We start from the raw sequence: 20,249 nt of genomic DNA, 5'->3' as shown, positions 1-20,249 counted from the left end.
GTTAATTTCCTGACTGTTGACGTATACCTACGCGATTGTCACCCACACCATAGGCCACAATTAAACTTAGCTCTTGCATACTTAAACCACTTTGCTTTTGCATTTCGTTAAAAAATGCCTGCGCAGCAGTGAGTGATTTTTTAGTTTGCAGCCCACCATCAATAATTTTATGTGCCCTTAGGTAACTCTCTACATCTCGCGAAAGTAAAAAAGTGTCTTTGCCAAGTGCTCTTAAGGCATAAGGGCCTGTATTACCGCCTAATCGGGCACCGTGTTTTTTTAAATGCGCCCATAAACCAATAATATTATCTGTTGGCCACTGGGCAATAAACTTGCTAAAACTGCCATATTCCTGTGCTATTTCGTGGATCATGTAGGCATTTTCAGGAATTGTTTTCACTTTTTTATAATTACGAATAATACGCTCATCACTCGCTTTTTGCTCGAGCATATCGGGCGGCATCATTAATAGCTTATCAACGCTGAATTCCCAAAAAACCTCTCTAAAGCCCGGCCATTTGCTGTTTATTACCGACCAGTAAAAACCACTTTGAAAAACTTTTCGGGTAAATTCTTCAAGCCAATCGTCGTCACTTAACGTGCTTAATGCTTTTTTAGATAAGGGTTTTGCGAGTAATAACTTAAGCATTTTTTCAGAGCCTTTTCGCTCTACTGCTCGCTTATAAATATCGCTAAATTTTTCCATACTTATTAAATACCTCGCTGCTCATAGGGTTAGTTTACGAGAAAAGCAGCCAATACGTAACCACCCACATTTTCGATGAACTAATCTGTATCCTGCAACTTGACACCTAGACGGCTAAAATGTTTTAATCGCCGCAATTACCCTATTTAAATTGTATTTTGTTAAACCTTTTGCGGTTAAACAAAATACAAAGGGCTAGAAGAGGTGCGTTATTCAGGTAGCGTATGTTAGGAGCGCAAACTCCAGTGAGCATACGTCAGGGGAATACCGCCGAGAGGTAAACGCTTTTGCGAAGCAATTACTTCGGGCGACTAGGTTGAATCCTAGCGACTGTCACCAATAGCTGTTTTAAAACAGCTTATTAGTTTGGTGGAGAGCTTCTGGTCTTAAATAATAAGGCCGTGCGCCCTATTATTTTAAGCCCATTCGCTCTTCGAATACTGTTCGAACGACGTTAATGCGGCTCACATCATACAGCCCCTTTAATATCTCGAACACCTTATAGGTTCGTAAGAGATGATCAATAATTTCAATTTAGACGACTACGCACTGTGGACAGCGCTTGTTACGCCGTTTGATCAACAAGGTAATGTTGACTACGACACGCTCACAACACTTGTTAGCGAACAAGAAGCAGCACACAACGGTATTTTACTGCTCGGTAGTACAGGTGAAGGCTTAGCCCTTACGCTTAAAGAGCAACAAGCGATTGTTGAGCATGTGTGCCAATTAAAACCCAGTGTACCGCTTATGGTTGCTGTTGGTGGTAGTAATTTAGCTCAACAAAAAGAATGGGTTAGCTACTGTAACCAATTACCTATTCACAGCTTCTTATTAGGCTCGCCTCTTTATGCAAAACCAGGAGCTGTAGGTCAAACTCTTTGGTACGAAAGCTTATTAAACGAAAGCGCGCATCCGTGTATGTTGTACAACGTACCTGGGCGCAGCGGTGTAAGCATTCCTATCGAAACCATTGAAAACTTAAAAGCGCACCCAAAACTGTGGGCCTTAAAAGAAGCCAGTGGCAACATCACCCAATTTGAAGCATACCGACAAGCCGCGCCTAATTTAGCGCTATACAGTGGCGACGATGCACTTATGCCCTATTTCGCACAAGCTGGCGCAAAAGGCTTAGTATCGGTTGCGGCAAACGCATGGCCAAAACAAACGCACGAGTTTGTAAAACGTAGCCTAAGCGGTCAACACCCCAATTTATTTGCTCAGTGGACTCGCGCTATTAATAGCCTATTTGCTGTAGCAAACCCTATTCCTGTTAAAGTGTTAATGCACCAACAAGGCCGCTTAAGTAGCCCGTTGTTGCGCCCGCCTTTAACGCATCTTGAGTTAACGCAAACCGATTGCATTACCACTGCAAACGACACCATTTTATCTTGGCATTAAATACAGGTTTTTATAATGAGCTGGTTAGAACTACTTAATAATTTAGAATCGGGCGCAGTACGCGCAGCATCACAAAACGAAAGCGGCCAATGGGAAGCTAACGTAGAAGTAAAACAAGGCATTTTAGAAGCCTTTAAAAATGGCACTAACACCGAGTTTGCAGGCGGGTTTGTTGACAAGCACAACCTTGCACCGCAAGAGTTTAGCACTGACGACGGCGTGCGTATGGTACCAGGTGGTTCAAGCGTTCGTCGTGGTGCCTACGTAGCTAAAGGCACTATTATTATGCCACCAGCGTACGTAAATATTGGCGCATACATCGACGAAGGCACTATGGTTGATAGCCACGCATTAGTGGGTTCGTGTGCACAAGTTGGTAAAAATGTGCATTTAAGCGCAGCCGTGCAACTTGGTGGTGTACTTGAGCCAATTGGTGCAAGCCCAGTTGTAGTTGAGGACGATGCGTTTATTGGCGCTGGTTGTGTCATTGTTGAAGGCGTAGTGGTTAAAAAAGGCGCGGTACTGGCACCAGGCGTGCGTTTATCTGCAACCATTCCGGTATACGACTGCGTAAACGAGCGCCAGCTAGATAAAGGCGAGCCAATTCCAGAATACGCAATTGTAATACCTGGCTCTCGCCCGGCATCTAACGAATGGGCACGAGAGCAAGGCTTAAGCATGTCGTGTGCGTTAATTGTTAAATACCGCGACGAACAAAGCGATGCATCATTATTGCTAGAAGAGGTTTTACGATAATGAGCTTTTTGAGCACGCCAATCAAAACCGCTGTTAATACGCTTACACAGCAACTTGATACACCTTTTTTTGTTTACGACCTAGATAAACTAAACGCACACCTTGCGCACTTAGTTGCGCAAACCGATGTAAAACTTTGGTATGCAGTAAAAGCGAACCCGCTGTCTAAGGTTATTCAAAGCTTAGATAGCGCAGGCTTTAACTTTGACGTAGCAAGTAAAGGTGAACTTGAACAAGTCCTTGCACAAGGTATTAGTTCGCAGCGCGTGCTCAACACAGGGCCTGCAAAGAGCCCTAAACAAATTAAACACTTTATCGAGCGCGGCGTACGCATATTTGTTGCCGAAAGCCTCAATCAAGTACGTTGGTTACACCAGCAAGCGCAGCTGCAAAATACGCAGCTGCAAGTATTATTGCGTGTGCAACTGCGTTGGCCTGAAGGTGAAAAAAACCCACTAGGTGGCGACAGCCTAACTCCGTTTGGGCTTGGCTGCGATGAATGGCAAGCGCTCAATACTGGCGATTACCCAGCACTTAATTTTGATGGCCTGCATATTTTTCAGTGGGGCAACATGCTCAGCACGCAAAAGCTAAGCGAGCTGTGGTCGCAAATGATTGCACCGCTTACCACCTTGGCTAATAACTTAAATATAAACCTTAAAATTTTAGATTTAGGCGGCGGTTTAGGTATTCCTTACACCCCAAACGAAGAAACACTTGAGTGGGATGGCCTTATAGCCGCGCTTGCTAAAATTAAAAAAGATGCAGGTGTAGACGAGCTTTGGATGGAGCTTGGTCGTTACGCTGTAGGTGAATGCGGGCATTATGCTAACCCCGTAGTAGAGTGCAAACAAAACTACGGCCAACAGCAAGTTATTTTAACCGGTGGTATTAACCACTTATTGCGCCCTGCTGTTACAAGCCAAGATTTTCCTGCGGCGTTATTGCGCGAATCAACGGCGCCAGAACAAGCAATGAGCCTATATGGCCCATTATGTACTGCCCTTGATTGCTTAGGCGAGCATACCCTACCAAGCGATTTAAACGAGCAAGACTGGCTGGTGTTTAGCCAATGTGGCGCCTATGGCTTTACCGAAAGCATGCCCTATTTTTTATGCCATGAACTAGCTGCAGAATACGTGTTACAAAATGGCGAGCTCACCTGTGTGCGCCAAGCAGAAGATGCCAGTCACTACTTAAGGTAATAAACATGAGCATAACAACACCCATTAGCCAAGAAAACATTGTAGTAGGGGAAGTAGCTAACGGCTTGCCTCTCACTATCCCTGTGTATCGCTTAAAAGGCGACCGCACAGGTCCAAGCGTGTATATTCAAGCCAATATGCATGGCGCCGAGGTACAAGGTAACGCGGTTATTTTTCAGCTGCTAGAGCAGTTGAAACAGCTCAATTTAAAAGGCGACATTACCTTAGTACCTTATGCTAACCCTATAGGTTGTAATCAAAAATCAGGGGAATTTACCCTTGGCCGATTCGACCCTATTACGGGCACTAACTGGAACCGTATGTATCACTACAATAGTGATTTAGTTACCCAGTTTGCACACGAGCATAGTCAGTACGACGATGCAGCTTTAAAAAGTAATTTTAAAGCTGCCCTAATTGATGAAATAGATGCCAAACTTAACGGCCCCGCATATTTACTTAATACCGGTAAACGCATTGCGCTTAATTTGCAAAAGCTTGCGCACCAAGCCGACATAGTACTCGATTTACACACAGGCCCTATTTCAAGTAAGCATTTATATTGCCCAACCTATGCAACAGACAGTGCTCGTTATTTTAATATTGAACATGTACTGCTGATCCCAAGCGACTTTGATGGCGCTATGGATGAAGCTAGCTTTTGCCCATGGTGGCACTTAAGCAATGCACTTAGCGCGCAAGGGCGTTCGTTCAACGTGCAGGTAGAAGCCTTTACAGTTGAGCTAGGTAGCCAAGAAAAAATAGATTTAAAAGAAGCACTCAACGATGCAAAGAGCATATTATGCTACCTAAATCATAAGAACGTATTAGTAGATGCACTGCATAAACCAGCTAATATAACTCGCTATGCGTGTAACCTAGATGACTACTTTGCCTATTACGCGCCTATTGGCGGCATGGTTGAATATATAGCACCACTTGGTGGTCATATTAAAGCAGGCGAGCCCATCGCACATATTTTACGTATGGAACGCTACCTAAGTGAACAACCATTACAAACGCTGACTCTTGATTGCGATGCTATCGCTATTTTGCACTTTGCCTCAGCAAGCGTAAATCAAGGCACTGAGTTGTATAAATTTTTTACAAACGTATTTGAGCTATAGCTCACCCTTCTCATTGCGTGAGAGTACATTAATCTCCTAAGTTAATGTACATTAGATAAAGCGGCTTTGGCCGCTTTTCTTTTGATCTGTTAGTACCGCTTTTAACGTAATGTGAATAGTTCAGTAAAAGTTCACTGTACCTAATGTAAAAAGCGTTATAATAAAATAAATCACAACCTACCCAATACTCACAAGGAATTACAATGAGCTGGCGCCACTGGATCACCCTTTCAGCTTTACTAAGTACCGCAGCATTTGCGCAAGACGAAGTACAAACAAACGAGCAAGACAGCAGTATAGAACTCGTCAAGCAATGTATTTTGAATGAAGTGATTGGGGGCGATGGCAAGCAAACACTCGATGAGCTTCGTAAAAAATGCTCTGCACTGGAAGAAAACAAACAACTGACCGCACTCGATAAACGCCAAGCACGTGAAGAGGTTGGTAAAAAAAATCGTAATGTAATCACCCCCCACAAACGTAATTACATATTGCCATTATCATACGTATCGCATCCTAACGATCGCCCTTTTGACCGTTTTGATGAGCTCACCGATGAACAAGATGGTGATACGCTCGATAACTTAGAAGCAAAATATCAACTTTCAATCAAGGTTCCCTTGTTTGACGAATTTTCTGACGAAGACCAAGCCTTGTATTTTGGTTTTACGCTGCAATCGTATTGGCAAATTTATAACTCAGAAATTTCATCGCCATTTCGTGAAACCAACTACGAACCTGAAATTTTTTGGATAAATTATCTGGATCCAAAAAACGTACTTTGGGGCGATGAAATGGCTATTGTGTTAGGTATTTCACACCAGTCAAATGGTCGAAGCCAACCAAACTCACGTTCGTGGAACCGTATTTACGCCGACTTCATATGGGAAAACCGAGGCTTTGTTTTTAGCTTTAAACCTTGGTATCGCATAGCTGAAGACGAAAAAGAAAACCTGCTAGATGCAAAAGGTGATGATAACCCTGATATTTACAAATACATGGGGTACTTTGAATTTAGCGGTGCTTATCGTTATCACGACCATGAATTTAGCTTTATGACTCGCAATAATTTAAATTCAGACAATCGTGGTGCACTTCAGCTTGATTGGTCATTTCCTTTGTGGGGCCGCGTTCGTGGCTACGCGCAATACTTTAACGGCTACGGTGAAAGCCTAATAGATTATAACGCCGACGTTGAGCGTATTGGTGTGGGTATATTATTAACTGATTTGTTGTAATATCAGCTTATAAAAAAGCCAAGCATTAATTATTAAGTGCTTGGCTTTTTTTCAATTAAAAATTACTCGTTATTTTTTTACGGCAAAAACACCTTCAAACTCAGCAACTACGTTGTCACCATCATAAATGATTACCGGTACCACATAACTTGTTTTACCATCGGCTTCTAAATCGCTTAATTTGCCTTTACACGCTTGTAAATCTACACAACCGCGCGGATCTGTATTGAGTGGTTTCAGGTACTTAATACTCGCATCGGCTAAAACTATGCTACCTTCAAGTCCCGCTTCTTTGAGCGCCAAATACGTTGCACCCCAGCCAGTTAATGTCGCTAAACTATAAATAGAACCAGCAAACATGGTGTTATGTAAATTTAAATTAGCGTCTAAATCAGCGCTGGTTGTAAATTGCCAATCGGTGTAACTTTCTACTTTAATGCCCATTGCATCACTAATAGGAATTGATTCTCGCCAGATATTTTGCAGTACCTGAGTCCAATTTGGATGGCGGAACCAACCCGGCTCACTCGGTTTTTGCTTAACCATTTTATAATGCTGTACGTCACCATATGCCAAGTGCGCTTTTTCTTTTAATTCGTACCCATGACGCTTATAAAATTCAAGCGCTCGCTCACGTGCAAATAACACCAGCTCATCGGCATTTTGTGTCCACGCTATTTTTTCTAAATCGTGTAACAGGCGACTACCAATATGCTGATTTCGGTTACCTTCAGCCACAGCCATATAACGAACCTGAGCTTGCTCGTGGTTATTAAAATGTAATCGAGCCACACCTAATACATCACCCTCTTTATTTTTTATAAAGCGGTGTTCAGCGTCTTGTTCTAAATCATCTTGTTCAGAACCTCTTGGTTCCCCCCAAGGAGCGCGTAAAACCTGCCAGCGTAATTGATAATAAGCTTGCCAATCTTCGCTACTTTGTGGGGTACTTACCTGAAACATACTTACTCCTGTTGCTGTAAAAGCCGCATGTAAAAATTTAAAAAGGCCTCAACCTATTGATGGCAAATACCATACTCCATCTTAACAAAACTGCAAATACGACTTTGGTGAAGCTTTTAAAATACGTAAAAAATTAATGACAGATCCCATTGCGCTTTACTAAAGCTGGTTTATGCTAAATAACATGACCACATACATTGATGCCTCAACAGGCCTAATTAACAGTCATTTTATTGAAAACAGCCAAAATGAAGGAACGCTACTTTATTGGCAAAACGTAAATGGCGATCACATTCAAGTTCGCGAGCATGGTAATTTACGCTGGCTATTAATAAACAACACATTGCAATCCATTATCGACGTCAATAATCCACAAACACTGTTGTTTCCTCACTTGCAATATTTAGCAGCGCAATGGCAAACACTGCCACCACCTAATAACGTGCTTGAACTTGGATTGGGCGGTGGGGCTATTCGTAACTATTTACTTAAGCAACACCCTCAAGTAAATATAACGTCAGTTGAAAAAAATGCAGGCATATTGGCATGTTATTCGCAGTTTTTTGCATTAAGCAGTAACGAAAATTTACTATGCGATGATGCACAGGTGGTACTTACTTCAGCGCGTAATATAGATTGGGTTATATTAGATTTATTCTGCCAGATAGATGCGCCCCGATTTTTATTTGAGCACGCATTTTATGAAAAAATTCACGCTGCACTTAACACTACCGGCAAACTATTTATTAACTTTTTATCGCAACATAACTCACAGTTAAAACAGCTCCAAAAGCTATTATTCGATGTATTTGGTTATACAGTATACCCTCATAAAATTTCAGGTTACGTTAACCATATAGTGATCATTAGTAAACAACACCCTAAACAGATAAGTTAAACGTAACCGGTCCATCGTTACATAAACTCACTTGCATATCAGCACCAAACTCACCGGTTGCAACACTAATACCTTGCGCTTTAGCTTGATCAACAAAGTACTCGTAAAGCGCGTTAGCTTGGCTTGGGGTCGCTGCAGATGAAAAGCTCGGACGCATTCCTTTTTTAGTATTTGCGGCTAACGTAAATTGCGAAACAACTAATAATTCACCACCCATGTCTTTTAAACTTAAATTCATTTTATCGTTTTCGTCGGTAAAAATTCGGTAATTACTTACTTTATGTAGAAGCTTATCAGCTGCCTCATTATCGTCTGCCTTTTCAACACCTAACAAAAGTAAAATACCTTGCTCTATTTGCCCAATTACCTGGTTGTCAACTTCTACCTTTGCGTGTTTTACGCGCTGTATTAGCCCTTGCATTTAACTTATATCCTTTGATTTAGGTTCTTCTTCCAGTTCTATTTCTGGGGTATCCTCAATATCATTTGGGCTAATACACGCCGTAAATTCGGCGCCCAAAAGTACAACTACCCACGCTAAATACACCCACACAAATAAAATAGGAATTGTTGCTACCGCACCGTAAATAACCTCATATGAAGGAAAGTGGCTAATATAAAGTGCAAACCCTTTTTTTGTTAGCTCAAATAAAAGTGCAGCAAACAATGCCCCTGGCACAGCGGCTCTAAACGATACGCGTGTATTTGGCACTAAGGTATAAAGCATGATGAAGCCCATCATCGAAATTCCATAGGGAAGTAATTTTAATAAAAATCCACTAAACCCTGGAATACCTTGATCAGCAAACGATACTAACGACACAATGTATGAAGTTACACCAATACTTGCGCCCAGTAATACAGGGCCTAAACTCAAGACCATCCAATACACTGCAAATGAAATCATCATTGGGCGCTTTTTCTTAATACGCCAAATGCGATTAAGTGTTGCATCTACATTGCGTATTAAAAGTAATGCAACAGCGGCTAAAAAACCTATACCCACTGCAGTCATTTGATTGGCATTGCCTGCAAAGGAGCTAATATGCTCTCTGATCACATCCGTAGAGGTCGGCACAAAGTTAGTAAACAAAAAACTTTCTATTTCCATACGAGTCGATTCAAACCCCGGAAACGCTGAAAATATTGCAACCCCTACAGCGATAAGCGGTATTAATGAAAGCAGAGTTACGTAAGCAAGGTAACCAGCATTGACTGTAATTTGATCGTCTATACAACGATTAATATATTGCATCCACCAACCGGGTTGCTGGCGCATAAAGGACTTAACTTGCTGTTTGTAATGGGAGAGCTTATCATTCATACAATTGACTTGTGCTTATCGAGTTTTGATTATCATAACAATCAGCACCGGAATTTACAGCACTTACACGTAAATAGGGAATCAAATGAAAAAACAAACACTGTTAAGCGCATCAATACTTGCCCTAACGTTAGCATTATCTGGGTGTCAATCAGCTTACTATTCTGCAATGGAAAAAGTAGGTGTTCACAAACGTGACATTCTTATTGACCGCGTAGAAGAAACCAAAGAGTCACAAGAAGAATCTCAAGAAGAGTTTCAGTCAGCGCTTGAGCGTTTAACTACACTAATTAATTTTGATGGCGGTGAGCTCCAAGATGCTTACAATCAACTAAATGACGATTACGAATCAAGCCTTAAAGCCGCAGACGACGTTACTACCAATATCAATAAAGTAGAAGATGTTGCTGAAGCCTTGTTTGACGAGTGGAGCGATGAATTAGAACAGTACAAAAGCGCTTCGTTAAAACGCGAAAGCAGTAAAAAACTTAATGCCACTAAGCGCCAATTTGATCAGCTTCTTCGTTCAATGCGCAGTGCTGAAAGTAAAATGGAACCAGTACTATCATCACTAAAAGATAACGTTTTGTACTTAAAGCATAATTTAAATGCACAGGCAGTTGCTGCTATAAAAGGTGAATTTACTAACCTTAAACGCGACATTCAGATACTGATGAACGACATGAACAAGTCAATCGCCGATTCAAATAAGTTTATTGAGCAAATGAACAAAGCCTAATAATGCTATTTTTATAACAGCTCTAAAAGCCTGTTAATTTTAACGGGCTTTTTTGTGATTATTTTTTGTTACGATTAACACATTGTTTAATAAATAGCTTTTGATAAGCTTAAACTTCTTTAAAACAATAGCAACAGTCGAAATGAAATTACATACTCTGTGCTTACTTATTACCTCAAGCTTCTTAGCCGCCTGCAGCGCAAACACTGTAAATGTAATTGCTGGGCAAGACAGCATAACGCCAATTCATGAATCAGGTGAGCGTGAAGGGCGTTATCACAACCTTTATGTGAGCGATAAAACCTATCCGGTTACTTGTGAAGCTGACTGCTACCCACAACACCCGAATGTAATATGCGAAACCACTGCTGAAAATTGCACATTTAACGCTGAGCAATTAAAGCCACAGCTAAACCTTGGCTTTAATATACGCTGGTTAGGCCATGCTGGCTTTATGATCCAAACACCAAATGGACAGCATGTAGTGTTCGACCCCGTAAAAGAGCAGTTTGACTCACCCGTTGATTTAGCATTTAAGCTTGCCTCTGGGTTTTATAGACAACCTGGTGATTGGCTTACTCAAAGCGAACTTAAAAACCTAGATGCCGTTATATATTCGCACATTCATTACGATCATTTTAATAAATCAGACATAGAAGAAATAGGTAATCAACCTCGCTACTTAGCACCATTAGGCATGGCAGATAACTTTCCAAACGCAGGACTTAATATTAGCGAAATGGCGTGGTATGCAAAAACTAAAATTGATGATTTAACCATTCATGCACTACCAGCGCATCACTTTAGCAGCCGTGTATTAGTACCCTTTATTTACGAAGACAACGATAAAGACTTATGGAATGGCTGGCTACTTGAACAAAATGGCAGTACCTTATTTTTTGCAGGCGACACTGGCTACTCCAAACACTTTAGCGATATTCAGCAAAAGTATGGCGATATTGATGTGTGCTTAATGCCGATAGCCTCTTACTACAGCGAAGATAATCCCAAGTGGTATCGTTATGTCCATACAACCCCAGAAGATGCTCTTAAGGCCGCACACGAGCTTAACTGTAAAGTCATGATACCGTGGGGGTACGGTAACTCATCATGGAAAATGGGCGACCGAAGTAGTCATTCGGCTTTACTACGTTTATTACACATGCATGAAACAATGAAATCACCCGTGCCGCTTTATATTTTAAATGAAGGTGAAAGTATTAAATTTTAAATTGCCCACCAGCTGAAATACATCAACATAATTCGTAATAACCCTCTAGCTGAACTATCTTTAATTAACTAAGCAATGTGGGGTTATTATGTTTCTAGTACGACTCATTTACGCAAGCAAAATTTCAGACGGCTTTGGCCCAAAAGATATAGAAAGTATTTTACAAAGTGCTCGTACCTATAATGTAAAAACACATGTTACCGGCATGCTTTGCTTTAGTAACGAATACTTTTTACAGTGCCTTGAAGGCTCCAGAACCGCAGTAAATAATACCTATCAACAAATATTAAACGACAAACGTCACCACAATGTAATTATGCTTAACTATACCCAAATTCCAGAAAGAGAATTTGAAAAGTGGTCTATGGGTTATGTTCCACAATCTAGAGTAACCGAATCACTGAATCTGAAATTTTCAGGCTCTGTTGATTTTAATCCATTTAAAATGTCTGGCGAAAGTGCCCACTTATTAATGCTAGCGTTAAAAGGCTGCATTACAGGTGCTATTAGTTAAAATGCGCATGTATTATTGTTTTTAATGTTAACTTAAGCCAAGCTAAGCCAACTTTAATTAATGGAACAATTAATGAAAAAAGTACTCTTAGCCACGAGCATAGTGATCAGCAGCCAAATAATGGCAGCAGACGTTAAATACACATCAACCCCTATTAGCATTGATGGCGTATCTGAAAGCGCATGGGATGAGGCTGCTTGGCACGATATGCCACATTTAATGGATGGTACATTGCCTTCAAACGAAGCCGATTTTAAAGGCCGCTATCGCTTATTGTGGGATGAAAAATTCTTATACTTACAAGCCGATATTGTAGATGACGTTTTAATAGATACACACCCAAACCCTACCTATAAATATTGGGATGACGATGCCCTTGAAATATTTATAGATAGCGATGCATCGGGCGGGATTCACCAATTTAACCACACTGCTTTAGCGTACCACATTGGCCTTGATAACCAAGCTGCCGATTACGGCCCTGATAAAAAAGCGCACTTGTATACCGACCACTTAGTTAGCAACTGGAAACGCAATACCACTGCACCCTATAACATTACTTGGGAAGTTGCGATAAAACTCTACCCGAATGATTATCAACAAGGCGCAAAAAATACACCGCTTAAATTAACAGAAAAACAAGTTATTGGCTTTATGCTCGCGTATTGCGATAACGATGGCAGTGAAACACGCGAGCACTTTATGGGGTCACACGAAGTACAGCCAGTGAACGGTGACAGAAACCGAGGATTTATAGACGCAGATGTATTTGGCAAAATCACCTTACTACCAAAAAAGTGATGTAAGTTAGCGTATAGGTTGGGCGCAGCGAAACACAACAAAAAAACCAACAAAATAGAGGCTTTGAACTATCAGTTGTTTTAGCGCTTGCTCTTTTACTTCTCGTTCTCTTTTCTTTCTACAAAAATTTTTAAGTGAATTTTTCACAAAGAGGACAAGAGGCGCTGCGCTTTTAGAGCTCAATATTGATAACTAAAAACTGAAAGCTTCTCTTGCTTTAAAAACAAAAAAGCCGCTGTATTTTGCAATACAGCGGCTTTTGAAATCATTTTTCTAAATTAATAGGCTATTACTTAGGAGCACGACCCGCACGTTTACGCTCATTTTCAGTTAAATGACGCTTACGAATACGAATGTTCTCAGGTGTAACTTCTACTAACTCATCATCAGCAATAAACTCAAGCGCTTGCTCAAGTGAATAGTTCAGATGTGGTGTCAATGTTTGTGCTTCATCTGTACCAGATGCACGAACGTTAGTAAGTTGCTTACCTTTAAGCGCGTTAACTGTTAGGTCGTTATCACGGCTATGAATACCAATAACCATACCTTCATAAACTTCAACACCGTGACCGATGAATAAACGGCCGCGCTCTTGTAAGTTAAATAATGCGTTAGTAAGTGCTTTACCTGTTGCGTTTGCAATCATTACGCCGTTCTTACGAACACCTAGCTCGCCACCTTTGTGCGGACCGTAGTGATCGAACGTATGGTAAAGTAAACCAGAACCCGAAGTAAGTGTCATGAACTCAGTTTGGAAACCGATTAAGCCACGGCTTGGGATCATAAAGTCCATACGCATACGGCCTTTACCATCTGGTGCCATGTCAGTAAGTTCACCCTTACGAAGACCAATTTGCTCCATGATAGAACCTTGGTGCTCTTCTTCACAGTCAATCGTTAGTGTTTCATACGGTTCTTCTAACACGCCATCAACAGTTCGCAGGATTACTTCTGGACGAGATACAGCAAGCTCATAACCTTCACGACGCATGTTCTCGATTAAGATACCTAGGTGTAATTCACCACGACCTGATACGCGGAAGCTATCTGGGTTGTCAGTATCTGCAACACGAAGTGCTACGTTGTGTACTAATTCTTTGTCTAAACGCTCACGAATATTACGTGATGTTACAAACTTACCTTCTTTACCACAGAACGGTGAGTTGTTTACAGAGAACGTCATTGTAACTGTTGGCTCATCAACACTTAGTGGTGGTAATGCTTCAACGTTGTTAGGACAACAAAGCGTATCAGAAATCTTAAGCTCACCTAAACCTGTTACAGTAACGATGTTACCAGCATAAGCTTTATCAGTGTCGATACGCTCAAGGCCTAAGTAGCTTTGTACTGAACCAATTTTACCGTTACGAGTCGTGCCGTCAGCGCCAATAACTGTAACTTGTTGGTTAGTCGCAACAGAACCACGTTTAATACGACCAATACCGATTACACCTTTATACGAGTTGTAATCAAGCTGAGAGATTTGCATTTGGAAGTCACCTTCAGGATCTGCATCCGGTGGTGATACTTCGTCAACGATCATCTTGAACATAGGTTCCATGTTGTCTGATGGCTCGTCTAAATCTAATGTTGCCCAGCCGTTGATAGCTGATGCGTAGATTACTTTAAAGTCTAACTGTTCATCAGTTGCACCAAGGTTATCGAATAAATCAAAGATTTGATCCATAACCCAATCTGGGCGTGCACCTGGCTTATCAATTTTATTGATAACGACGATTGGCTTTAAGCCTTGCGCGAATGCCTTTTGCGTTACGAAACGCGTTTGTGGCATTGGACCTTCTTGAGCATCAACAAGTAATAATACTGAGTCAGCCATCGAAAGTACGCGTTCAACTTCACCACCGAAATCGGCGTGTCCCGGGGTATCTACGATATTGATATGGTAATCATTCCAAGAGATAGCTGTGTTTTTAGCTAAAATGGTAATACCACGTTCTTTCTCAATGTCGTTTGAGTCCATCACGCGCTCTTCGTTACCGCCGCGTGTTTCTAATGTACCTGATTGCTCAAGTAGTTTGTCAACCAGAGTTGTTTTACCGTGGTCAACGTGCGCGATAATCGCTATATTTCTTAACTGTTCGATGCTCATATATTTACTCAGAGAAATTAAATTCTCAATGATCCTGCAAGATCTACGCACTCATCTGCGTTTTCACGAGATGTCCAAGCATAGGATTTAAAAGGGCGCATATTATCCCTCATTAATGACATGGATGAAAGTTTATCCAATACAAATTTCAAAACTTTCTCAATACTTTTACTAAGTATCTGTTTTATATATGACAATTATATGAAATAAATTGTCATTATTTTTCAAAAATGCAGTTTACACTATTTATACGATATTTTTGGCACTCTTTTGCATTTAGGTTATGCTGATTTCGAGCGATTAAATTAACAACAAATTATAGTGCACATAACCTGCACCAAAGTGGACTTTAACCGCACCATAGTGGTGCTATTTTATGCCCCACATTGTAGCAACTAAGTTTTTTTAACCTATAAACATAGAGTTATAAAAATGGCACAAAATCAGCTTAATAAATCCCAAAGCAATTATGCAGCAATAATAAAACCCAATAGTTGGAGGACACATGTCACAATCGGTTTTAGATTTTATTAAAGAAAATGACGTTAAGTTCATTGATTTACGCTTTACTGATACAAAGGGTAAAGAGCAACATGTATCTATTCCTCATCACCAAGTTGATGAAGATTTTTTCGAAGACGGTAAAATGTTCGACGGTTCTTCAATTGCTGGTTGGAAAGGCATAAACGAATCAGATATGGTTTTAATGCCTGTTGCTGAATCAGTAAAACTTGACCCTTTCACTGAAGAAACAACATTAATCGTACGTTGTGACGTTGTAGAGCCTTCTACACTTCAAGGCTACGAGCGTGACCCGCGTTCTGTTGCAAAACGTGCTGAAGATTACATGCGCTCTACAGGTATTGCTGATACCGTATTATTTGGCCCAGAGCCAGAGTTCTTCCTTTTTGACGATGTTAAATACAAATCAGACATGTCTGGTTCAATGTACAAAGTTGACGCTGTAGAAGCGGCATGGAACTCAGATAAAGATTATGAAGGCGGTAACACTGGTCACCGTCCAGGTGTTAAAGGCGGTTACTTCCCTTGTTCACCTGTAGATTCTTCACAAGATTGGCGTTCAGCTACGTGTTTAGTACTTGAAGAGCTAGGTCAAGTAGTAGAAGCACATCACCACGAAGTAGCAACAGCAGGCCAAAACGAAATTGCTACGCGTTTTAACAGCATGGTTTTAAAAGCAGATGAAATCCAAGAAATGAAATATGTTATTCATAACATGGCTCATTTGTACGGAAAAACAGCTACATTCATGCCTAAGCCAATTGTTGGTGATAACGGTTCTGGTATGCACTGTCACCAGTCTTTAGCTAAAGACGGTGTTAACTTGTTTGCTGGCGATAAATACGGCGGTCTTTCTGAAGAAGCGCTTTATTACATTGGCGGTATTATCAAGCATGCTAAAGCTATTAACGCATTTGCTAACGCATCAACTAACTCGTACAAACGTTTAGTACCAGGCTTTGAAGCACCTGTAATGCTTGCATACTCTGCACGTAACCGTTCTGCTTCAATCCGTATCCCAGTAGTACCATCTGCGAAAGGTCGTCGTATCGAAGTACGCTTCCCAGATCCAACAGCTAACCCATACCTTGCTTTCTCAGCAATGCTTATGGCTGGCCTTGACGGTATCAAAAACAAGATCCACCCTGGCGATGCAATGGATAAAGATTTATACGACTTACCAGCAGAAGAAGCAGCAGAAATTCCACAAGTTGCATCTTCACTTGGTGAAGCACTAGATGCATTAAGTGCTGACCGCGAGTTCTTAACTCAAGGTGGTGTTTTCACTGACGACCTAATCGATGCTTACATTGCACTTAAAGGTCAAGAAGTTGAAAAACTTAACATGACAACTCACCCAGTTGAGTTCGAAATGTACTACAGCTGTTAATTTGACACTGTAAAAGAATGTGTGTTCTCAAGCCCGCTTAGCGGGCTTTTTTAATGGTAAATTAAATCAAACTCCACTAAAGTTAAGCAATCATAAAAATTGCAGGGTAGCAGGGTGAATAGTAAGATTTTATTGCTAATGATTACTTTAGGATTAAGTAATTATGGTTATGCGGGTGAAAAAAGAATTTACGCTTGGAAAGATCAAAACGGCGTTTTAGTGTTTTCAGATACACCGCGTAAAGGTGCGACAGAGGTAAAACTCTCTAGCCAAAGCTTAACTATGCCCGCTAAAGATATAGCGACTCTCAGCAGCCAATCCCATACTAAAAAAACAGGGTTTGGTATTGCCATTACGTCACCTGAACACAATCAAACCATTCATGAAAATACCGGCACAATATACGTCACCAGCCGCGTAATGCCGAGCTTTAAAGCAGGCTATACCATTCAATTGCTTGTTAATGGAGAAGCAAACGGCCCTGCAATAAATAACTCAGTATTTGCAATTGCTGATGTTGAAGCCGGTGAACATATGCTTCAACTAAGACTGTTTAACGAGAAAAACCAAATTATCGCTGTGAGCGAGCCACGTATATTTAATATGCGCAGAAAAGGCAAAATCCATAGCAATTAAAGCGAAACTTAATACTTAGGCGCAGCAGCTCATTTAAGATAAAACCTGGCCTGTAAACACCTGCGCACTAAAATGGTGCAAACATGATTAATAACAAAAATTTTAGCCCCGAACTGCTTGATGCCATATGGCAAAATCAAACAACGGCAGTTATGCTTCTCGATAAAAATTTTACCGTTTTTTATGCCAATACCAGTACCAGTGAGTTACTTGGGCTTGCCACTAAACGCTTACTCGAACAGCCCTTTGATACCCTTTTTAATTACCATTCAATTGACTTAAAACGCATCGCGCAGTTTTCATTAATTGATGGCGTTGATTGCCAACAACACAGAGCTGACGTAGTCTTTAGCGATTCTCGCCATGCCAAAGTAAGTGTTAATTCAAGGCGAATTAACTTTAAAGGTACTGCGTATATTTTATTAGAATGTCGTCAAACGGACGATGAAATAAAGCACGATCAAGCTTCAAATCAAATGCATCAATACCAAGCAGCACGTAACTTAATAAGAGGCTTGGCACACGAAATTAAAAATCCTTTAGGTGGAATTCGCGGAGCGGCGCAATTATTGCAATATGAGGTTGATCAGCAAGAAAGAAATCAATGCGCTGAGCTCATCATTGAGCAAGCAGACAGATTACGTGAACTAGTAGATAGACTTTTAGGGCCTAATCAACTGCCACAAAAATCTTACGTTAATATACACCAAGCGTTAGAATCGGTAGTGAAGTTAAGCACACTCGATAATTGTTCAAATATCGAATTAAAAAAAGATTACGATCCTAGTATCCCTAATGTGTTTATTGATCAGAGTAAAATACAACAAGTGGTTTTAAATATTGTTCGTAATGCTCAGCAGGCGCTTACTGAGGGTGGTGAGATAAAAATAAAAACGCGTATTAATCATCAACACCGTCGTCCAGGTAAGGCACCTAAAAAAGCCTTGTTGATCCAAATATCTGATAACGGACCAGGCATAGATCACAGCATACGTGAAACATTGTTCTACCCTATGATCACCAACAAAGAAGGTGGCTCAGGGCTTGGACTCTCGATTGCACAGACGCTCATTGATCAGCACGATGGCTATATTGAATGTGATAGCTGGCCTGGACATACTGAATTTAATATCTATCTGCCCTTTGCAGATTAATGTTTGGAGTTGCCATGAAAACAGTTTGGCTTGTAGATGATGATGCATCAATTCGTTTTGTACTTGAAAAAGCACTTGAACGCTCTGGTTTTAATGTAGAAAGCTTTGCCAACGCGCAAGATGTACTCAATGCATTGAAGTTTAGTCAACCTACTGTTTTAGTATCGGATGTGAAAATGCCCGGTATGGATGGCATGGCCCTACTTGAACTCATCGCAGAACAAAACCCTGGCTTGCCAGTAATAATAATGACTGCGCACTCAGACCTAGATTCGGCAGTGAACGCCTTTCAAAAAGGGGCATTTGAGTACTTAGCTAAACCATTCGATTTAAATGAAGCCGTTGCACTTGTTGAAAGCGCATTTAGAGCAAATTCCACAAAAAAAACCAAACGTAAGCAAACGCCTCCTAAAAGTGCTCACATCATTGGTGAAGCACCCGCTATGCAAGAGGTCTTTAGAGCAATAGGTAAACTTTCAGCATCTAGCATGAGTGTTTTGATTAATGGTGAGTCGGGCACAGGTAAAGAGCTCGTTGCAAGTGCACTTCACAATCACAGCCCGCGAAAAGAAAACCAATTTATTGCACTTAATATGGCTGCAATACCTAAAGAATTAGTTGAGTCTGAGCTGTTTGGCCATGAAAAAGGCGCGTTCACCGGTGCCGATACCGTGCGAAAAGGTCGATTTGAACAAGCCAATGGCGGCACTTTATTTTTAGATGAAATTGGCGATATGCCTTTAGATGTGCAAACACGCTTACTTCGCGTACTTGCCGACGGAGAATTTTACCGTGTTGGTGGTCATCAAAGTATAAAAGTTGATGTACGCATTATTGCCGCAACACATCAAAACTTAGAAGACTTAGTTAAACAAGGTAAGTTTAGGGACGATTTATTCCATCGCTTAAATGTAGTACGCCTTCGTTTACCTGCTTTACGTGAACGCACCGAAGATATTGAGCGCTTAGCGCAACACTTTTTACATAAGAGCGCTAAAGATCTGCAAGTAGAAAGCAAAGTATTGAGCCCTAAAGCCACAGAGCAACTTCGTTTATTTAACTGGCCAGGCAATGTTCGCCAACTTGAAAACACCTGTCGTTGGTTAACGGTTATGGCACCAGGCGAGCTTGTTACAGAGCAAGATTTGCCCCCTGAAATTATTGAAGTAACACCAATACAAGAGGAAGGTGATTGGCTGGATGCTTTTCAGCAATGGCTTAATAATGAACTAAAACAAGGTAAAGAAAATATTTGGCCAGACATACAGGCACAACTAGAAACACGCTTAATTAAAACAGCACTTGCTAATTGTTCGGGTCACAAACAAGATGCCGCCATAAAAATAGGCTGGGGTCGCAATACATTGACCCGAAAATTAAAAGAGCGCAATATTAGCTAACAATGTGCATTAAATTTTGATATCGAATGAAATTAATCGAACACATTCCATTGTTCAAACAAATGGAAATAATTAACAGGCTACATTTTTTTAAGGAATTTACGCTCAACGAGCGTCAAATTTTAATTTAGAAT

The 20,249-nt window shown here is 40.8% G+C and carries 19 protein-coding genes and 1 riboswitch; of the genes, 14 read left to right on the top strand and 5 right to left on the bottom strand.

Going from position 1 to position 20,249, the window contains the following annotated elements; all coding sequences use genetic code 11:
- Position 1: 1 nt before the first annotated feature.
- On the bottom strand, positions 2–706 hold the full coding sequence (locus tag P20480_RS15390; protein WP_006791318.1) for a DNA-3-methyladenine glycosylase I: 705 nt from the start codon (positions 704–706) through the stop codon (positions 2–4).
- Between the two features lie 191 nt (positions 707–897).
- A riboswitch (Lysine riboswitch) is annotated at positions 898–1,094 on the top strand.
- Between the two features lie 128 nt (positions 1,095–1,222).
- Here P20480_RS15390 and dapA point away from each other — a divergent pair.
- From dapA to P20480_RS15415, 5 genes are all read left to right on the top strand, one after another.
- On the top strand, positions 1,223–2,107 hold the full coding sequence (gene dapA, locus P20480_RS15395; protein ID WP_008127030.1) for a 4-hydroxy-tetrahydrodipicolinate synthase: 885 nt from the start codon (positions 1,223–1,225) through the stop codon (positions 2,105–2,107).
- A gap of 15 nt (positions 2,108–2,122) precedes the next feature.
- Positions 2,123–2,863: a 2,3,4,5-tetrahydropyridine-2,6-dicarboxylate N-succinyltransferase gene (locus P20480_RS15400; RefSeq protein WP_006791320.1), complete on the top strand. Its 741-nt coding sequence runs from the start codon at positions 2,123–2,125 to the stop codon at positions 2,861–2,863.
- Positions 2,863–4,068, top strand: a complete 1,206-nt coding sequence (locus P20480_RS15405) for a PLP-dependent decarboxylase (protein ID WP_008127026.1) — start codon at positions 2,863–2,865, stop codon at positions 4,066–4,068. Before P20480_RS15400 ends, P20480_RS15405 begins: the two co-directional genes overlap by 1 nt.
- 5 nt (positions 4,069–4,073) lie before the next feature.
- On the top strand, positions 4,074–5,195 hold the full coding sequence (locus P20480_RS15410; protein WP_008127024.1) for a succinylglutamate desuccinylase/aspartoacylase family protein: 1,122 nt from the start codon (positions 4,074–4,076) through the stop codon (positions 5,193–5,195).
- A gap of 203 nt (positions 5,196–5,398) precedes the next feature.
- Positions 5,399–6,433: a phospholipase A gene (locus P20480_RS15415; protein ID WP_008127023.1), complete on the top strand. Its 1,035-nt coding sequence runs from the start codon at positions 5,399–5,401 to the stop codon at positions 6,431–6,433.
- A gap of 69 nt (positions 6,434–6,502) precedes the next feature.
- On the opposite strand, the gene P20480_RS15420 is transcribed toward P20480_RS15415, so the two are convergent.
- Positions 6,503–7,396, bottom strand: a complete 894-nt coding sequence (locus tag P20480_RS15420) for a bifunctional GNAT family N-acetyltransferase/hotdog fold thioesterase (RefSeq protein ID WP_008127021.1) — start codon at positions 7,394–7,396, stop codon at positions 6,503–6,505.
- Positions 7,397–7,568: 172 nt separating this feature from the next.
- On the opposite strand from P20480_RS15420, the gene P20480_RS15425 reads away from it, so the two are divergent.
- Complete coding sequence (locus tag P20480_RS15425; RefSeq protein ID WP_008127019.1) at positions 7,569–8,294, top strand: spermidine synthase; 726 nt, start codon at positions 7,569–7,571, stop codon at positions 8,292–8,294.
- Here the strand turns inward: P20480_RS15425 and dtd are convergent.
- The gene (dtd, locus tag P20480_RS15430; protein WP_008127017.1) at positions 8,278–8,715 is read right to left on the bottom strand and encodes a D-aminoacyl-tRNA deacylase; all 438 of its coding nucleotides are present in this window, start codon (positions 8,713–8,715) and stop codon (positions 8,278–8,280) included. The genes P20480_RS15425 and dtd overlap by 17 nt on opposite strands.
- Positions 8,716–9,618, bottom strand: a complete 903-nt coding sequence (locus P20480_RS15435; RefSeq protein ID WP_008127015.1) for a virulence factor BrkB family protein — start codon at positions 9,616–9,618, stop codon at positions 8,716–8,718.
- 85 nt (positions 9,619–9,703) lie between these two features.
- Between P20480_RS15435 and P20480_RS15440 the strand changes: the two genes are divergently transcribed.
- The 4 genes from P20480_RS15440 (at position 9,704) to P20480_RS15455 (ending at position 12,903) form a co-directional block, all read left to right on the top strand.
- Positions 9,704–10,357 carry a DUF2959 domain-containing protein gene (locus P20480_RS15440; RefSeq protein ID WP_006791329.1) on the top strand — a complete coding sequence of 218 codons (654 nt, stop codon included), beginning with the start codon at positions 9,704–9,706 and terminating at the stop codon, positions 10,355–10,357.
- Between the two features lie 142 nt (positions 10,358–10,499).
- Positions 10,500–11,588 (top strand): MBL fold metallo-hydrolase, encoded by a 1,089-nt coding sequence (locus tag P20480_RS15445; RefSeq protein ID WP_008127012.1) that lies wholly within the window; start codon positions 10,500–10,502, stop codon positions 11,586–11,588.
- A gap of 88 nt (positions 11,589–11,676) precedes the next feature.
- On the top strand, positions 11,677–12,102 hold the full coding sequence (locus P20480_RS15450) for a BLUF domain-containing protein (protein ID WP_008127010.1): 426 nt from the start codon (positions 11,677–11,679) through the stop codon (positions 12,100–12,102).
- Positions 12,103–12,174: 72 nt separating this feature from the next.
- Positions 12,175–12,903 carry a CBM9 family sugar-binding protein gene (locus P20480_RS15455; RefSeq protein ID WP_033024963.1) on the top strand — a complete coding sequence of 243 codons (729 nt, stop codon included), beginning with the start codon at positions 12,175–12,177 and terminating at the stop codon, positions 12,901–12,903.
- 289 nt (positions 12,904–13,192) lie between these two features.
- Here the strand turns inward: P20480_RS15455 and typA are convergent, their stop codons facing one another.
- On the bottom strand, positions 13,193–15,013 hold the full coding sequence (gene typA / locus P20480_RS15460; RefSeq protein WP_006791334.1) for a translational GTPase TypA: 1,821 nt from the start codon (positions 15,011–15,013) through the stop codon (positions 13,193–13,195).
- 505 nt (positions 15,014–15,518) lie between these two features.
- Between typA and glnA the strand changes: the two genes are divergently transcribed.
- The 4 genes from glnA to ntrC all read left to right on the top strand — a co-directional run bounded on the left by glnA (position 15,519) and on the right by ntrC (position 20,115).
- Positions 15,519–16,925 carry a glutamate--ammonia ligase gene (gene glnA, locus P20480_RS15465; RefSeq protein WP_006791335.1) on the top strand — a complete coding sequence of 469 codons (1,407 nt, stop codon included), beginning with the start codon at positions 15,519–15,521 and terminating at the stop codon, positions 16,923–16,925.
- A 114-nt stretch (positions 16,926–17,039) separates the two neighbouring features.
- A complete protein-coding gene (locus tag P20480_RS15470) occupies positions 17,040–17,561 on the top strand; it encodes a DUF4124 domain-containing protein (protein ID WP_277053767.1) in 522 nt (173 codons plus the stop codon).
- 83 nt (positions 17,562–17,644) lie between these two features.
- A complete protein-coding gene (gene glnL, locus P20480_RS15475) occupies positions 17,645–18,715 on the top strand; it encodes a nitrogen regulation protein NR(II) (protein ID WP_008127000.1) in 1,071 nt (356 codons plus the stop codon).
- 14 nt (positions 18,716–18,729) lie between these two features.
- Positions 18,730–20,115 carry a nitrogen regulation protein NR(I) gene (gene ntrC / locus P20480_RS15480; protein ID WP_008126997.1) on the top strand — a complete coding sequence of 462 codons (1,386 nt, stop codon included), beginning with the start codon at positions 18,730–18,732 and terminating at the stop codon, positions 20,113–20,115.
- Positions 20,116–20,249 lie beyond the last annotated feature (134 nt).

Origin of the sequence: Pseudoalteromonas sp. BSi20480 (genome assembly GCF_000241365.1) — a bacterium.
GTDB lineage: Bacteria > Pseudomonadota > Gammaproteobacteria > Enterobacterales > Alteromonadaceae > Pseudoalteromonas > Pseudoalteromonas marina.
This window is presented reverse-complemented; position numbering and strand designations above follow the sequence as displayed.

Excerpts from the sequence above, each read along its gene's own strand:
- glnA (WP_006791335.1), top strand. The coding sequence starts at position 15,519 with ATGTCACAATCGGTTTTAGATTTTATTAAAGAAAATGACGTTAAGTTC.
- P20480_RS15390 (WP_006791318.1), bottom strand. The coding sequence starts at position 706 with ATGGAAAAATTTAGCGATATTTATAAGCGAGCAGTAGAGCGAAAAGGC.
- ntrC (WP_008126997.1), top strand. The coding sequence starts at position 18,730 with ATGAAAACAGTTTGGCTTGTAGATGATGATGCATCAATTCGTTTTGTA.
- dapA (WP_008127030.1), top strand. The coding sequence starts at position 1,223 with ATGATCAATAATTTCAATTTAGACGACTACGCACTGTGGACAGCGCTT.
- P20480_RS15405 (WP_008127026.1), top strand. The coding sequence starts at position 2,863 with ATGAGCTTTTTGAGCACGCCAATCAAAACCGCTGTTAATACGCTTACA.
- P20480_RS15400 (WP_006791320.1), top strand. The coding sequence starts at position 2,123 with ATGAGCTGGTTAGAACTACTTAATAATTTAGAATCGGGCGCAGTACGC.
- P20480_RS15425 (WP_008127019.1), top strand. The coding sequence starts at position 7,569 with ATGCTAAATAACATGACCACATACATTGATGCCTCAACAGGCCTAATT.
- typA (WP_006791334.1), bottom strand. The coding sequence starts at position 15,013 with ATGAGCATCGAACAGTTAAGAAATATAGCGATTATCGCGCACGTTGAC.
- P20480_RS15435 (WP_008127015.1), bottom strand. The coding sequence starts at position 9,618 with ATGAATGATAAGCTCTCCCATTACAAACAGCAAGTTAAGTCCTTTATG.
- P20480_RS15420 (WP_008127021.1), bottom strand. The coding sequence starts at position 7,396 with ATGTTTCAGGTAAGTACCCCACAAAGTAGCGAAGATTGGCAAGCTTAT.
- P20480_RS15440 (WP_006791329.1), top strand. The coding sequence starts at position 9,704 with ATGAAAAAACAAACACTGTTAAGCGCATCAATACTTGCCCTAACGTTA.
- P20480_RS15450 (WP_008127010.1), top strand. The coding sequence starts at position 11,677 with ATGTTTCTAGTACGACTCATTTACGCAAGCAAAATTTCAGACGGCTTT.
- dtd (WP_008127017.1), bottom strand. The coding sequence starts at position 8,715 with ATGCAAGGGCTAATACAGCGCGTAAAACACGCAAAGGTAGAAGTTGAC.
- P20480_RS15445 (WP_008127012.1), top strand. The coding sequence starts at position 10,500 with ATGAAATTACATACTCTGTGCTTACTTATTACCTCAAGCTTCTTAGCC.
- glnL (WP_008127000.1), top strand. The coding sequence starts at position 17,645 with ATGATTAATAACAAAAATTTTAGCCCCGAACTGCTTGATGCCATATGG.
- P20480_RS15410 (WP_008127024.1), top strand. The coding sequence starts at position 4,074 with ATGAGCATAACAACACCCATTAGCCAAGAAAACATTGTAGTAGGGGAA.
- P20480_RS15415 (WP_008127023.1), top strand. The coding sequence starts at position 5,399 with ATGAGCTGGCGCCACTGGATCACCCTTTCAGCTTTACTAAGTACCGCA.
- P20480_RS15455 (WP_033024963.1), top strand. The coding sequence starts at position 12,175 with ATGAAAAAAGTACTCTTAGCCACGAGCATAGTGATCAGCAGCCAAATA.